Source organism: Microbispora sp. H13382, from assembly GCF_014161445.1.
GTDB lineage: Bacteria > Actinomycetota > Actinomycetes > Streptosporangiales > Streptosporangiaceae > Microbispora.
In genome coordinates this window covers 221,119-234,691 of record NZ_JABBXA010000011.1, presented here as the reverse complement: position 1 = coordinate 234,691, position 13,573 = coordinate 221,119, and the positions used below count along the sequence as shown (strand labels likewise).

The window sequence follows — 13,573 nt, the reverse complement described above, 5'->3', positions numbered from 1 at the left end:
TGGATCCGGGACAATTGAGACGTACGGCGCACGCCAGAATCGACGGCATGGCCGACAACCCCCCAGAACCCGGCTCTGCCGAGCATGCGAACGCCCTCCGGTACGCCTGGAGGGTCTGCTCCGTCACCGGGCTCGGTCTCGTGCTCATCGGGCTCAGTTCCAGCACGCTGAACGTCGCCCTCCCCTCGGTCGTCCGGCATTTCGAGGCCGGGCCGCTGGCGTCGAGCTGGATCCTGCTCGCGCACCTGCTGATCAGCACCGCGACACTGGTGTTCTTCGGGCGCGTCGCGGACCTGCTCGGCAGGCGGGAGGTCTACCTCGTCGGTTTCGCCCTCTTCACCGGCGCGTCGCTGCTCGCCGGGATCGCGCCCGACGTCGGCGTCCTCATCGTCCTGCGGGCCGTCCAGGGACTCGGTGCGGCCATGATCCTGGCCAACGGCACGGTGATCGTCACCGCCGCCTTCCCGCCCGACAGGCTCAGCCAGGGGATGGGCGTCTACATGGCCACGCTCTCGGTGGCCCAGCTCGCCGGGCCGACCCTCGGCGGCCTGATCGCGGACACGCTCGGCTGGCGGTGGATCTTCTGGATCAACGTCCCGGCGGGGGTGGTCGCGCTCGCCTGGGGCGCGGCCGTGCTGCGGAAGGTCCCGACCGGTCCCCGGCAGTCGGTGGACGTGCTGGGCAATCTGCTCGTGTTCGCCGCACTGTCGGCCGTACTGGTCGCGATCAGCCAGGGCGAGCCGTTGCCCGGTGTGGCCGCCGCCGCGCTCGTCCCCGCGCTGTTCGCGGTGGAGCGCAGGGCGCGCAACCCGGTGCTCAACCTCACGTTGTTCGGCGGGCGCATGCTGCTGTGCGCCAACCTGGCGTCGTTCGCCAACGCGCTGGCGCGGTCGTCGCTGATCCTGCTCGCCGGGCTCTACTTCCAGGCCGCGCGCGGGGCCGACGCGCTGGCCGCCGGCGTCGCCGTGCTGCCGGTCCCCGTGGGCATGACCCTCGCCTCTCCTCTGGCGGGCGCGCTGGGCCGCAGGGTGAGCCCGTACGCGCTGTCGGTGGGAGGGTGCGCGCTCACGGCGTCGGGGCTGCTCGTCCTCACGCTCGCGGCCGGCCCGGCCACGCCGTACTGGGTGATCGGCATCGGGCTCTTCGTGTGCGGGTGCGGCAGCGGCGCCTTCCTCACCGGCAACACGACGCAGGTCATGGGCGCGCTGCCCGAGGAGAGCCGGGGAGTGGTGAACGGCTTCCGGCTGATGGTCATGAACGTCGGCGTCGTGCTCAGCGTGGCGACGACGCTGACCGTGCTGACCGCCTCGGTCGCGCCGGCGCTGCGGGACCAGGTCTACGCCGGGACGCTGTCACGGGTGTCCCCCGACGCGCTGCGACAGCTCATGGCCGGGTTCCACACCACCTACCTCGTGTTGTTCTGCGTCGCGCTGCTCGGCGTCCTCTTCGCGGCCATGGCCTCGACCCCGGACATCAGGAGATCCAGGCCGAACGCGTAGTAGGCGTCGAGGTCGGGCTCCTGCTCCATCGTCCTGGCGTACTCGACGATGCGGGGGAACTCGTCGGCCGGGAGCCGTTCCAGGGCCAGCCGCTTCTGGCGGCGCAACTCCGCCGCCTGCTCGGCCGTGAACGCGCCGGGGCAGCCGGGCTCGTTGTCCACCAGGGCCATGGCCCCGTGCAGCAGGTAGGTGGAGACGGCGTAGCCCTCGCTCAACGTGAAACCGGCCTGGGAGAGCAGGTCGAGCGCGGTGTCGGTCGCGCGGCTGAAGCTCGGCAGATCCTGCTTCTCGACCATCGCGAACAGCCCCGGCATGTACCGGTGCCGCCGCATCACTCCGATCAGCGCCTCGACCATCACCCGCAGCCGCGCGTTCCACGGCGCGGCCGGGTCGAACTCGGCGGCGACCTCGGCGAGCAGATGGTCGGCGACGCAGACGAGCAACTGGTCCTTGTTCTTGACGTGCCAGTAGAGAGCCATCGGCGTCACCCCGAGCTCCTGGGCGAGCCGCCGCACCGTGACCGACTCCAGGCTCTCGGCGTCGGCCAGCTCAACGGCCTTCTCGACCAGACTCAGGCGGCTCAGCCGCTCCGCGTTCGCCATGGTCCGCAGCCTCCCTACCTCCTCGGCACTTGACAACTATACGCCGTACAAGGTCTCCTGTGCACCGTACATGTACGTCGTACATGTACCTCGTATAAGAGGAGGACACATGTCCGGACGGTGGTGGGCGCTGGTCGCGGTTTCGCTCGCGACTTTCATGACCTACCTGGACAACAACGTGGTCAACGTGGCCCTGCCGACGATCCAGCGGGACCTGGCGCTGACGATCTCCGGGCTGGAGTGGATCGTGAGCGCGTACATCCTGGTGTTCGCGGGCCTGCTGCTCGCGGGCGGACGCCTGGCGGACGTCTTCGGCCCCCGGACCGCGTTCTTCACGGGCCTGACGGTCTTCACGCTCGCGTCGGTCGCGGCGGGTCTCGCCGGGAGCCAGGAGACGCTGATCGCGGCGCGGGCGGTGCAGGGGCTCGGCGCCGCGCTGGTGACGCCGTCGACGCTGGCCCTGCTGCCGCGGATCTTCCCCGATCCGCGCGAGCGGGCGACGGCCGTCGGCATCTGGAGCGCGGTCGGCGCCCTGGCCCTCGCGATCGGCCCGCTCACCGGCGGGTTCCTCAGCGAGAACGCCGACTGGGGCTGGATCTTCCTGATCAACCTGCCGATCGGCGTGGTCGCGGCCGCGATCGGCCTGCGTGCGATCAGGGTCGAGCGGACCGCGTCCGGGCGGGGGTCCCTCGATCTGCCCGGCCTGGCCACCTCCGCCGTGGCGCTGTTCGCCCTCACCTACGCGCTCATCGAGGGCGAGTCGCGGGGGTGGACCTCGGCGCCGATCCTCGGGGCGTTCGCGGCCTTCGCGGTGGCCGCCGTCGCGTTCCTGGTCGTCGAGTCCCGTACGGCGCAGCCGATGATCGACCTCAGCCTGTTCCGAGCGCGGGTCTTCAGCGGCGGCCTGCTGTCGATGGGCCTGTGGTCGTTCGGCGTCTTCGGCATCTACTTCTTCACCGCGCTCTATCTGCAGAGCGCGCTCGGGTTCTCCCCGACAGAGGCGGGCGCGGGCTTCGTGCCTATGGCGCTGCTCATGGCGGTGATCGCGAGCGTCTCGCCGCGGATCGCCGAGCGCTTCGGCAGCGCGGGCACGGTCGCCGCCGGGCTCGGCCTGATGGCGGTCGCCATCGGCGGGCTGTCGAGCGCGGGCGAGGGCTCCCACTACGGCGACCTGCTCCCCTGGTTCCTGCTGTACGGCGCGGGCGCCGGCCTGCTCGTCCCGCTGACGAACGTGGTGCTCAATGCGATGCCACCCGCGAGGGCCGGTGTGGCCTCGGGCGTGCTCAACGTCTCCCGCGAGGTCTTCGGCCTGCTCGGCATCACGATCCTGGGCGCGATCCTGAGCGCCAGGCAGAGCGCGGTCGGCGGCGCCCCGCTGCACGCCTTCCTGGAGGCCTACCGGTTCACGCTGCTGATCGCGGCGGCGATCGTGCTGGTCGGCGTCCCGGTCAGCCTCTACTCCCTGCGCCGCACCCGGGCCGCCGCCGCCGTCGCCGAGCCCGCGGAGCCCGCCGTGCCCGAACCCGTCGCCTGAGTCCCCGTACGGCTCCGCGCGTGCGGAGCCGTACGGGGAACGGCCGAGCCGCAGCGAAATCGAGCGGAGGCGGAATCCTGGACAATGGGCCGGTGCCGGTACGCAGACTCGACCCGGGGAAGATCAGAGAGGCGCTCGACGCCCAGCTCGCCGATCTCGGACGGCCGCCGTTCGACGGCCCCGGGAGCGCGGCGGGGAACGCGTGCGTGCTGGCCGTGCTCGACGCCTACGAGGCCGGGCTCACGCCGGTCAGGACCGCCGCCCGAGTCGCCGTGCGGCACCTGCTGGACGAGCTGGCCGCGCGGGCGCCGGGCCGGTCGGTGGAGGTGCGAATCCCGCCGTACGCCGCCGTGCAGTGCGTGGAAGGGCCCCGGCACACCCGGGGCACCCCGCCCAACGTCATCGAGACCGACCCCCGCACCTGGCTCGAACTGGCCACGGGCCGGTTGTCCTGGACCGGCGCCACCGACGCCGGGAAGATCTCGGCCAGCGGCTCCCGGGCCGACCTGTCCGCGCTGCTGCCTCTCTGGTGACCTCCGCCCCGGGTTATCGCGGCCCGGCGAGCCGGTCCTCCACGCAGCGCTGCGCGTCCTCCTGGGTGGGATAGAGCCGGCGGTCGAAGCACTCGCCGACATGCCTGGTCTGGAACCAGGTGTAGAAAATCACCCCGATGACCAGGGCGAGCACCAGCGTCAGCCCGCTCAGCACCAGCCCGCCGACCGCCCTGCGCCTGTTGGAGTTCCGCACGATCGCCACGATGCCGAGGACGAGTCCGACGACCGCCACGAGCGTGCCGACGCCGCAGACCAGCAGCAGGACGAGCGAGCAGATCCCGAGCACCAGCGCGGCGGTCCCGAGCCCGCCGCCCGGCTGGGGCCCCCAGGGCCCACCGGGAGGTCCGCCCGGCGCCGGAGGCGGCGGCAGCGGCCCCCCGTACGGCGGCTGCCCATATGGCGGTTGTCCGGAGGGAGGCTCCCCATACGGCGGCTGTCCGTAGGGCGGGCCTCCGGGTCCGCTCCACGTCCCTCCGGACGGGCCCTGGCCGGGCGTCCCGGGGGCCGGAGGCTCATGGGGCCGCCGGGGTTCGCCGGGTCCTTCGGGCATCCCCGCCGACGGCTCCCGCCCCTCCGGGCCGTACGGCTCCCGCGGCTGCCCGGGGTCGTGGGGTGTCGCCACGATGATCCCTCCCGTACCGATTCTGGGGCCTGCCCGAAAGCTCAGGCTCCCCCGAAATCCGCGTGTGAGCAGGGACGACACGGCAAAGAGCGGGTGATGCTTCCGGCACCTCACAGGCATGCCCCGGTTTGAGCAGCGCCAATGCCCAAATAGACTCAAGTACGTGTTGAAGGGCGACGGCCGGCTGGGCCATGACCTCGACCCCCAGGACCGCGCTCCGAAGGACGCCTGTGGCGTCTTCGGCGTATGGGCGCCCGGGGAGGACGTCTCCAAACTCACCTACTACGGCCTCTACGCGTTGCAGCACCGTGGACAGGAGTCCGCGGGCATCGCGGTCAGCGAGGGCAGCCGCATCCTCGTCTACAAGGACATGGGCCTGGTGGCCCAGGTCTTCGACGAGTCGATCCTCGGCACCCTGCGCGGGCACCTGTCCATCGGGCACTGCCGTTACTCCACGACCGGATCGAGTGTCTGGGAGAACGCGCAGCCCACGCTGAGCTCGACCGACGGCGGCGGGCTCGCGCTCGCCCACAACGGCAACCTGATCAATACCGCCCACCTGGCCGAACGGCTCGCGCCGGGCTCCACCCGCGCGACGACCGACACCGAGGTGCTCACCGCGCTGCTCGCGCAGGACTCCTCGCGCCCGGTCGAGGACGTGGCGGCCGAACTGCTTCCCGAGATCAAGGGCGCCTACTCGCTCGTCTGGATGAACGAGACGACGCTGTTCGCCGCCCGCGACCCGCAGGGCATCCGCCCGCTGGTGCTGGGCCGGCTGGAGCGCGGCTGGGTGGTCGCCTCCGAGACCGCGGCCCTCGACATCGTCGGCGCGTCGTTCATCCGCGAGATCGAGCCCGGCGAACTGCTCACCATCGACGAGCGCGGCGTCCGCTCGCGCCGCTTCGCACCGGCCGAGCCCAAGGGCTGCCTGTTCGAGTACGTCTACCTCGCCCGGCCCGACACCACGATCGCCGGGCGCGGCGTGCAGTCCACCCGGGTCGAGGTCGGCCGCGTGCTGGCCCGCGAGCACCCGGTGGAAGCCGACCTCGTCATCCCCACGCCCGAGTCCGGCACCCCCGCCGCCATCGGCTACGCCGAGCAGAGCGGCATCCCGTACGGCCAGGGCCTGGTGAAGAACTCCTACGTCGGCCGCACGTTCATCCAGCCGTCGCAGACGATCCGGCAGCTCGGCATCCGCCTCAAGCTCAACCCGCTGCGCGAGGTCATCGAGGGCAAGCGCCTGGTGGTCGTGGACGACTCGATCGTCCGCGGCAACACCCAGCGGGCCATCGTGAAGATGCTGCGCGAGGCCGGGGCGACCGAGGTCCACGTCCGGATCTCCTCGCCCCCGGTCGCCTGGCCGTGCTTCTACGGCATCGACTTCGCCACCCGCGCGGAGCTGATCGCCGGGTCGCTGTCGGTCGAGGAGATCCGCGCCTCGCTCGGCGCCGACTCCCTGGGGTACATCTCCCTCGACGGGCTCACCCGGGCGACGACGCTGCCGGCCGACCGGCTCTGCCGCGCCTGCTTCACCGGTGAGTACCCCATTCCCATCGAGGACGACAGAGTGGGCAAGTTCGTGCTGGAGGCCCAGCGATGACCAGCTACGCCGACGCCGGCGTCGACATCGAGGCGGGCGACCGCGCCGTCGAACTGATGAAGTCGCGCGTGGCGCGGTCCAGGCGCCCGGAGGTCGTGGACGACGTCAGCGGCTTCGCCGGTCTCTTCGACGCCTCGGCGTTCCTGCGCTACCGCAGGCCGCTGCTGGCCACGTCCACCGACGGCGTGGGCACCAAGGTCATGCTGGCCCAGCAGCTCGGCAAGCACGACACGATCGGCATCGACCTCGTCGGCATGGTCGTCGACGACCTTGTGGTCTGCGGGGCCGAGCCGCTGTTCATGACCGACTACATCGCGTGCGGCAAGGTCGTGCCCGAGCGGATCGCCGACATCGTGGGCGGCGTGGCCGAGGGCTGCCGGCTCGCGGGCTGCGCGCTCGTCGGCGGGGAGACCGCCGAACACCCCGGGGCGATGGGCCCCGACGAGTACGACCTCGCGGGCGCGGGCACCGGGGTCGTCGAGGCCGACGAGCTGCTCGGTCCCGACCGGGTCGCGCCGGGGGACGTGGTGCTCGGACTGGCCTCCAGCGGCGTCCACTCCAACGGATACTCGCTGGTCAGGCACGTGATCAAGACCGCCGGGCTGGGCCTGGAGCAGGAGCTGCCCGAGCTGGGCCGTACGCTCGGCGAGGAACTGCTCGAGCCCACCCGCATCTACTCGCTCGACTGCCTGGCGCTCATCCGCGAGACCGAGGTGCACGCCCTGGCCCACATCACCGGCGGCGGGCTGGCGGCCAACCTCGCCAGGTCCCTGCCCGGCACGGTGGACGCCCTGCTCGACCGTGACTCCTGGACGCCGCCCGCGATCTTCGAGGTGCTGGCCGGGCGCGGCGGCGTGCCCCAGGAGGAGATGGACAAGACGTTCAACCTCGGCGTGGGCATGTGCGCGATCGTCCCGGCGGCGGAGGCCGACAAGGCACTCGCGTTGCTGACCGGACGCGGCCTGCCCGCGTGGGTGCTGGGCGAGGTCGTCCCCGGGGAGGGGCAAGCCCGTTTCCGCCGGTGAGGTCCCGGGTTCCCCGGCCCCATTTGGCTCTCGGCGCGTGACGGCCGTCGCCTGCCGCCAGGCAGCGGCGGCCGCTCAGCCACGTCATCACCGGGAGAACGGCCCACTGGGAACCACGTCGGCAGTGCCTTCGCCGGCTGGACGTCGCACGGCCGTGACAGGGCAGGGCACGACGGCAGCGGGCGCCGACGGTGGCAGCCCGCCCGGGAGCCGAGCTGTGCCGAGCCGACCGGCGCGCCGGACTCGCCGGAGGCTCACGCTCGGTTCATGGGCCCGTGGAGACGTGAGCGCACGGACCAGCCGCCCGTGGGAACGCGGAAACACGCCGACGGCACGACTGCCGCGACCCCATCGCCACAGGGCATGGCCGACGGCGACCGTGGCACCGTACGAGAACTCTCACGCGAACGGTGAGGCTCGAGGGAGCACGAGTCGCCGATATGAGAAAGCAACCCGGCGGGAACGTCCCCGCCGGGTCACTCACCTGGCGATCAGAACCGGGTCAACGCCGCCCACGGCGATCGTCCTCGCCGTCTTCGTCGTCGACGACCCCGTAATCGGCGTAGCGATCAGCCAACTCTTCGTAAGGGTCATGCTCGTCACTGTGGCCGGAATCGTCGGCGTCCACGACTCCGAGCTCCGCGCGCAGGCGCTCAAGATCCGTCCCGCCGCTGTTGTACTTCAGCTGACGGGCGACCTTGACCTGCTTGGCCTTGGCTCGGCCGCGCCCCATTGGCTCGACCCCCTCATGCGGGGTCGTGCCCGACCCCTCGTCACTAACGCACCGCGCACCGACGCCACCTGACTTCAGGCGTCAGTCTCTCGTTCGCCTATTACCGTACCTGGTTTGTGCGCCGCTCGGTACGTCGTACGAGCGGCGGCGGTCAGCGCCGGAGCCAAATACCCCTTAGCCGACCGATTTCTGACATTCTCCGCTCTGCCAGCCTATCCGCTGCGACCGCGGGAGGGACGCCTTCCTCATCGGCGGAGCGGAAGATCTTCAAGGTCGTGTCGAAGATCCTCGCGGCCCGCGCGCGGGCCCGGTCCATGTCGAAGCCCTCGATCTCGTCGGCCACCTGGATGACCCCGCCCGAGTTCACGACGTAGTCCGGCGCGTACAGGATGCCCCGCTCGGCGAGCTGCTTCTCGACGCCGGGATGGGCGAGCTGGTTGTTGGCGCCGCCGCAGACGATCCTCGCCTTGAGCCGGGGGACGGTCTCGTCGTCCAGCGCGCCGCCGAGGGCGCAGGGCGCGTACACGTCGACGTCGGACGCCGCGAGCGTGGCGGCGTCGGCCACGATCTCGACGGCGGGGTGGCGCCGGCGCACCCGTTCGACGGCCTGCTCGTCGACGTCGCAGATCACGACCTCGGCCCCGTCCTCGATCAGGTGGTCGACCAGGCGGTGGCCGACCTTGCCGACCCCCTCGACCCCGACCCGCCTGCCGCGCAGGGAGGAGGCGCCGTACACGTGGTCGGCGGCGGCCCGCATGCCCTGGAACACGCCGAAAGCGGTGAGGATGGAGGAGTCGCCGGCGCCGCCGTGGGCCTGGGTGCGGCCGGTGACGTAGGAGCACTCGCGCGCCACCACGTCCATGTCCTCGCTGTAGGTGCCCACGTCGCAGGCGGTGTAGTAGCGGCCGCCCAGCGACTGGACGAACCTGCCGTAGGCCCGCAGCAGGGCCTCGCTCTTGTCGGTGGCGGGGTCGCCGATGATGACGGCCTTGGCGCCCCCGTGGTCGAGGCCGGCCAGCGCGTTCTTGTAGGCCATGGCCCGCGAGAGGTTGAGCGCGTCGGCGAGCGCGGCCTGCTCGCTCTCGTAGGGATAGAACCGGGTGCCGCCGAGCCCCGGTCCGAGGGCGGTGCTGTAGATCGCGATGATGGCGTAGAGGCCGCTTCGCTCGTCGGAGCAGAAGACGACCTGCTCGTGTCGCACCGGCTGGACGGGGTTCGCGTCGTCGCCCGAGCCGGAGTCCTTGTGGGACAGCCCGAAAACGTCGGTCACGGTGGTGACTCCTGATCGTGTACGCCGCCTCGTTGCGGCGATCGGACTTCAGCTTATCCGATACACCCGCGAAACGATCATGAAAACCCTGGGTGGTGCTGCACATGCGTCCGGCGGCGTGGCACGATTCTGGTGTGCTCCCCTACGCCGCCTATCTCCGTGTGTACGAGCCGCTGACCGCTTTCGCCCCTCAGGATCAAGCTCGGTGGGCCCGGTACTGCGAATCACGCGACCGGCCGCGCCGGGCGGGGGCGCTCGAGGTCGAACACGGCGAGGCGGTCCGCCGCCTGCTGTCCGTCCCGCCGCTGCCGGCGCCCGAGCGGGAGAGCCCCAACGCGTACCTGCGCCGGGTGGAGGAGACGCTGTACGTCTGCCCGTGGCAGAGCAGGCTGCGGTCGTGGCTGGCGTTCGCGTCGTTCCGCGGAAGCGTGCCGGTGAAGCTGTCCTCCCGGTTCGTCCCCCAGGCCATCGCGGAGCAGACCGCCGACGACTTCGACCGGTTCAAGCGCGAAGAGCGGTCGCTGCGGACCCACATCCGCACGGGCGCCTGGCACGTGCCGATCTCGTGGTTCGTGCCGTTCGACTCGGCCGAGCGGTGGCTCGTGCTGGGCTCGGAGCAGCCGGCCGAGCCGGGCGCGCAGACCACCGCCGCCCCGCCCAGGAACATGCTGTACGTCACCTCGATGGCACAGGCCCGCCGCCGGGTGGCCCGGGCGCTGGTGGTGATCCGCAGGCACGTCGGTCAGGTGGCGGCCCTCACCGAGGTCGAGGAGGTGGGCCGCTGGCTGGAGGAGTTCCACCCCCACTCGCTGGTGGAACTCGACTACGGCGGCCTCGTCCACCTGATGGACGACAGGACACTGCAGGGCGACCAGTCCGTGGCCGAGGTGGCGACGGCCCTCGCGGGTTTGGACAACGGTCAGGAAGAACTTGCCTTCGCGATGTATCAGCGGGTGATTCTCCGCTGGAGGTCGATCCGCGCCCTGGAGTCGGCAAACTGACGGTCATGAAGGTGGCCCGACCTGCCGATTCTGGTCATGACATAGTCGATCTCACATCTACGAACTGAGTAGTTTGCCGTTTTCACTGCGATACCACGAAACGTGTCGCTAGAATCACCCAGCGTGACATCAACCCGTGGTCGAGACGTTGTGCCCTAAGGGCTCGCCAATCGCGCTACGTGGCTGTATGGTCACATCGGGTGATGCCGTAAATGATCCTAGAAACCGCACGTTTTGGATCATTGAAGGACATCCGTGACAGTGCCACGACCGACAAGATTTACCCGATCGGAGCGGTCCAGAGAGGTGCCCCGCACAGCGGCGGAGGAGGAGCCCGTAGCGGAGAGCTACGAGCCCGTCCTCACCGCCGTCGGACGCGTCTCTGAGCGACACGACGGGCAGAGATTGCCGGCTGGGGGCACTTTGCGCCAGACAAGTCGCAGGATCGCTGCCGGCGGTCCACACGGAGGAGAGGCCGCACAAATGTCAGCTCGTACACCCGAGGCCGAGCCACTGCTCACCCCGGCGGAGGTCGCCACGATGTTCCGCGTCGACCCCAAGACCGTGACGCGGTGGGCGAAGGCGGGCAAGTTGACGTCCATCCGCACCCTCGGCGGTCACCGGCGCTACCGGGAGACCGAGGTCCGGGCGCTGCTCGCGGGCATTCCGCAGCAGCGGTCCGAGTAGGACGTGGCCGTCACGCCAGGGGGGAACAACGGCGCGCTCGCGTCGGGGATGTGAGCGCGTCCGTCATCGGACACAGCGAGGGGACCGCCGGCCGCAACCGGCACGCACTGTCCGCACCTGCCCCGCAGGGGCATCGGTCAGGGCCCGGTCGTCCTCGCCCGCATCCGGCTGCCTCAGCCGGAGGCGACAAGCCGTCCTCATCTGGGACGGAGATGTCACACTCCCATGACCGCTACCCCGTCATGGGAGGAATCTGGGGGTCGGCGCCGCCCGCCCGGCGCCTCCCCGCGTGAACGCCCGGTCCTTCCGCCTCCCCGGCGGTTCCCCTCTCCCCATGCGTACGTCGTCCTGACCGCCGTACCTTGGGGCGCTCTCCGGACGTCCCGGGGGCTTTCCCGACGGATCAGGGAACGGCCTCACGGTTCGTGGCGGGCAGCAGGGTCTCCAGCAGCACCCGCACCCCGGGATCGTGCCCGCTCGCCGTCCGCAGGAGCGCGACCATCTGGTCCACCAGCAGGCGCTCCAGCTCGGCCCGCTCCATGTCGCGGTGCTCCAGCCAGTCGAGGCCGGCCGTCTCCACCGAGGCGACCCACGACCTCAGCGTGACGCGCAACGCCGGACCGGGCGCGTCGACCCCCATCTGATGAACGATCATGCGCAGCATACGCTGGCGCACCCCGTCGACGATCTCGCCGATCTCCCCGGCACGGTTGGCCGGTCCTCCCCTGAGCAACGCGGCGAAGCCGGCCGCGTGCTCCTCGACGAAGTCGAAGTACCGCGTCAGCCCCGAGGTGAGCTGCTCCAGCGGGCCGCCCTCGCCCTGCGGCTGTAACCGTGCCCGCAGTTCGGCCGCCGCGCTGCGCAGGGCCGCCACGTAGAGCTCCTGCTTGCCGCCGAAGTAGTGGTAGACGAGCGCCCGCGACGCGCCCGCGGAAGCCGCCACGTCGTCGATCGAGACGTCCTCTGCGTCGTGCCTGCTGAACAGCTCGAGCGCGGCGGCGATGAGCTCTTCCCGCCGCCGATCGACGCTGAGCCTGCGGCGCGCCGGCCGTGCACCGTCTTCCGCTTGGCGTGTGGCACCCACACTCCGCACCCTAGCGAATCGTCCCTCAATGAGGGGGACCGGCCGGATCAAGGGTTTCCCCGCGAACCCCCTCCCGGCGCCGCCGCCCTACCCATGGTCCGGCTAACCTTCCCAACGCCCGATTAGAGGAAGGATCCTGTCTTACCGCGATCAACCCGTACCCTCTGGGCAACTCGATCGTTTGGTGTGTCAGGTGCACGTCCACGCATCGTGGGGAGAACCATGTCAGGACCGTCCATGCAGACCACTGCCCGGAAAGACGTCGGGGTCGATATCCCTGCCGGCGGACTGTCCGATGGGTTCAGCCCACGGCCCCGCCCAACCATCCGCAACGTCGCCGAGCGGGCAGGAGTCTCCAAGTCGCTCGTGTCTCTCGTGCTGCGGGGCTCCCCGCACGTGAGCGAGCATCGCAGGGAGGCCGTCCTCCAGGCCGCCCGGGAGCTCGGCTACCGCCCCAACGCGGTCGCCCGCAGTCTGGTCGAGGGGCGGACCCACCTGGTGGGCGCGCTCGTGGCCGACCTGCACAACCCCTTCTACGCGGAGTTCCTCGACGGCCTGCAGGAGAGCCTGCACGGCGACGGGCTGCGGCTGCTCATCGGCAGCGGCCGCTGGGACCCGGCGTTCGAGGACGAGGCCGTCGAGGCCTTCCTGGAGCTGCGGGTGGACGGACTGGTCATGCTCGGGGTCGCGCCGTCCAGCGACACGCTGGCCGAGGCCGCGGCCTACACGCCGACCGTCGTGGTGGGCGAGCGCGACGTCGAACTCGAGGGCGTGGACATCGTCGTCGACGACGACCAGCTCGGCGCCCGCTTCGCCGTCGACCACCTGGTGGAGCTGGGGCACCGGCGCATCGCCCACATCGAGGGCGCGCCGTCGTCGGCCGCCCGGTGCCGGTGCGAGGGCTACCTGGTGGCCATGCGCCGCCACGCGCTGGCGCCGTACATCATGGTGGAGCACGGCGACTTCAGCGAGGAGGGCGGCCGGCGCGCGGCGCTGGCGCTGCTGAAGCGCGAGCCCCGGCCGACGGCGATCTTCGCGGCGAACGACATCGTGGCCATGGGCGTGCTGACCGCGGCGAGCGAGCTGGGACTGCGGGTGCCCGAGGACCTGTCGGTCGTCGGGTACGACAACACGCACCTCGCGTCCGTCACCCACATCTCGCTGACCAGCGTGGACCAGCCCCGGCGGGCCATGGGCCGCTCGGCGGCGGCGTTGCTGAGCGACCGCATCACCGAGCCGGGCAAGACCGCCCGGCTGCGGCAGGTGAGCCCGCAGCTCGTCGTACGGCGCAGCACCGGGCCTGCTCCAAGTGGTGACCAAAGCTAGGTCAATCACCGACGTGTCCCCTCGCGGCGGGTGTTG

The 13,573-nt window shown here is 71.1% G+C and carries 13 protein-coding genes; 8 read left to right on the top strand and 5 right to left on the bottom strand.

The genetic code is table 11. The features are described from left to right. The first annotated feature begins 47 nt into the window (after positions 1 to 47). Positions 48 to 1,499 (top strand): MFS transporter, encoded by a 1,452-nt coding sequence (locus HHX41_RS22975; RefSeq protein WP_182907673.1) that lies wholly within the window; start codon positions 48 to 50, stop codon positions 1,497 to 1,499. Here HHX41_RS22975 and HHX41_RS22970 read toward each other — a convergent pair. After that, complete coding sequence (locus HHX41_RS22970; RefSeq protein WP_169981821.1) at positions 1,406 to 2,101, bottom strand: TetR family transcriptional regulator; 696 nt, start codon at positions 2,099 to 2,101, stop codon at positions 1,406 to 1,408. The genes HHX41_RS22975 and HHX41_RS22970 overlap by 94 nt on opposite strands. Before the next feature lie 109 nt (positions 2,102 to 2,210). Between HHX41_RS22970 and HHX41_RS22965 the strand changes: the two genes are divergently transcribed. Further along, positions 2,211 to 3,635 (top strand): MFS transporter, encoded by a 1,425-nt coding sequence (locus tag HHX41_RS22965; protein WP_182907672.1) that lies wholly within the window; start codon positions 2,211 to 2,213, stop codon positions 3,633 to 3,635. A 92-nt stretch (positions 3,636 to 3,727) separates the two neighbouring features. Further along, entirely contained in the window at positions 3,728 to 4,168 is a 441-nt protein-coding gene (locus HHX41_RS22960) for a sterol carrier family protein (RefSeq protein WP_182907671.1), read from the top strand. 13 nt (positions 4,169 to 4,181) lie between these two features. On the opposite strand, the gene HHX41_RS22955 is transcribed toward HHX41_RS22960, so the two are convergent. Beyond that, a complete protein-coding gene (locus HHX41_RS22955; protein ID WP_182907670.1) occupies positions 4,182 to 4,475 on the bottom strand; it encodes a DUF4190 domain-containing protein in 294 nt (97 codons plus the stop codon). Positions 4,476 to 4,974: 499 nt separating this feature from the next. Here HHX41_RS22955 and purF point away from each other — a divergent pair, with 499 nt between their 5' ends. Then, positions 4,975 to 6,411 (top strand): amidophosphoribosyltransferase, encoded by a 1,437-nt coding sequence (gene purF, locus HHX41_RS22950; protein WP_169981818.1) that lies wholly within the window; start codon positions 4,975 to 4,977, stop codon positions 6,409 to 6,411. Then, positions 6,408 to 7,436: a phosphoribosylformylglycinamidine cyclo-ligase gene (gene purM, locus HHX41_RS22945; protein WP_182907669.1), complete on the top strand. Its 1,029-nt coding sequence runs from the start codon at positions 6,408 to 6,410 to the stop codon at positions 7,434 to 7,436. The genes purF and purM overlap by 4 nt, the downstream gene beginning before the upstream one ends. Before the next feature lie 502 nt (positions 7,437 to 7,938). Here the strand turns inward: purM and HHX41_RS22940 are convergent. Together HHX41_RS22940 and HHX41_RS22935 are read right to left on the bottom strand one after the other, a co-directional pair. Continuing rightward, the gene (locus HHX41_RS22940; RefSeq protein WP_182907668.1) at positions 7,939 to 8,169 is read right to left on the bottom strand and encodes a DUF3073 domain-containing protein; all 231 of its coding nucleotides are present in this window, start codon (positions 8,167 to 8,169) and stop codon (positions 7,939 to 7,941) included. A 151-nt stretch (positions 8,170 to 8,320) separates the two neighbouring features. Beyond that, positions 8,321 to 9,439, bottom strand: a complete 1,119-nt coding sequence (locus HHX41_RS22935) for a Glu/Leu/Phe/Val dehydrogenase (protein WP_182907667.1) — start codon at positions 9,437 to 9,439, stop codon at positions 8,321 to 8,323. A 134-nt stretch (positions 9,440 to 9,573) separates the two neighbouring features. Here HHX41_RS22935 and HHX41_RS22930 point away from each other — a divergent pair, with 134 nt between their 5' ends. Next, positions 9,574 to 10,440 (top strand): hypothetical protein, encoded by an 867-nt coding sequence (locus HHX41_RS22930; protein ID WP_182907666.1) that lies wholly within the window; start codon positions 9,574 to 9,576, stop codon positions 10,438 to 10,440. A gap of 483 nt (positions 10,441 to 10,923) precedes the next feature. After that, positions 10,924 to 11,127, top strand: coding sequence for a developmental transcriptional regulator BldC (gene bldC, locus HHX41_RS22925; RefSeq protein WP_013133571.1), 204 nt, complete (start codon positions 10,924 to 10,926; stop codon positions 11,125 to 11,127). Between the two features lie 403 nt (positions 11,128 to 11,530). Here the strand turns inward: bldC and HHX41_RS22920 are convergent, their stop codons facing one another. Continuing rightward, entirely contained in the window at positions 11,531 to 12,211 is a 681-nt protein-coding gene (locus HHX41_RS22920; RefSeq protein ID WP_310742127.1) for a TetR/AcrR family transcriptional regulator, read from the bottom strand. Positions 12,212 to 12,433: 222 nt separating this feature from the next. Here HHX41_RS22920 and HHX41_RS22915 point away from each other — a divergent pair, with 222 nt between their 5' ends. Further along, positions 12,434 to 13,537: a LacI family DNA-binding transcriptional regulator gene (locus tag HHX41_RS22915; RefSeq protein WP_182907665.1), complete on the top strand. Its 1,104-nt coding sequence runs from the start codon at positions 12,434 to 12,436 to the stop codon at positions 13,535 to 13,537. The last annotated feature ends 36 nt before the right edge of the window (positions 13,538 to 13,573 follow it).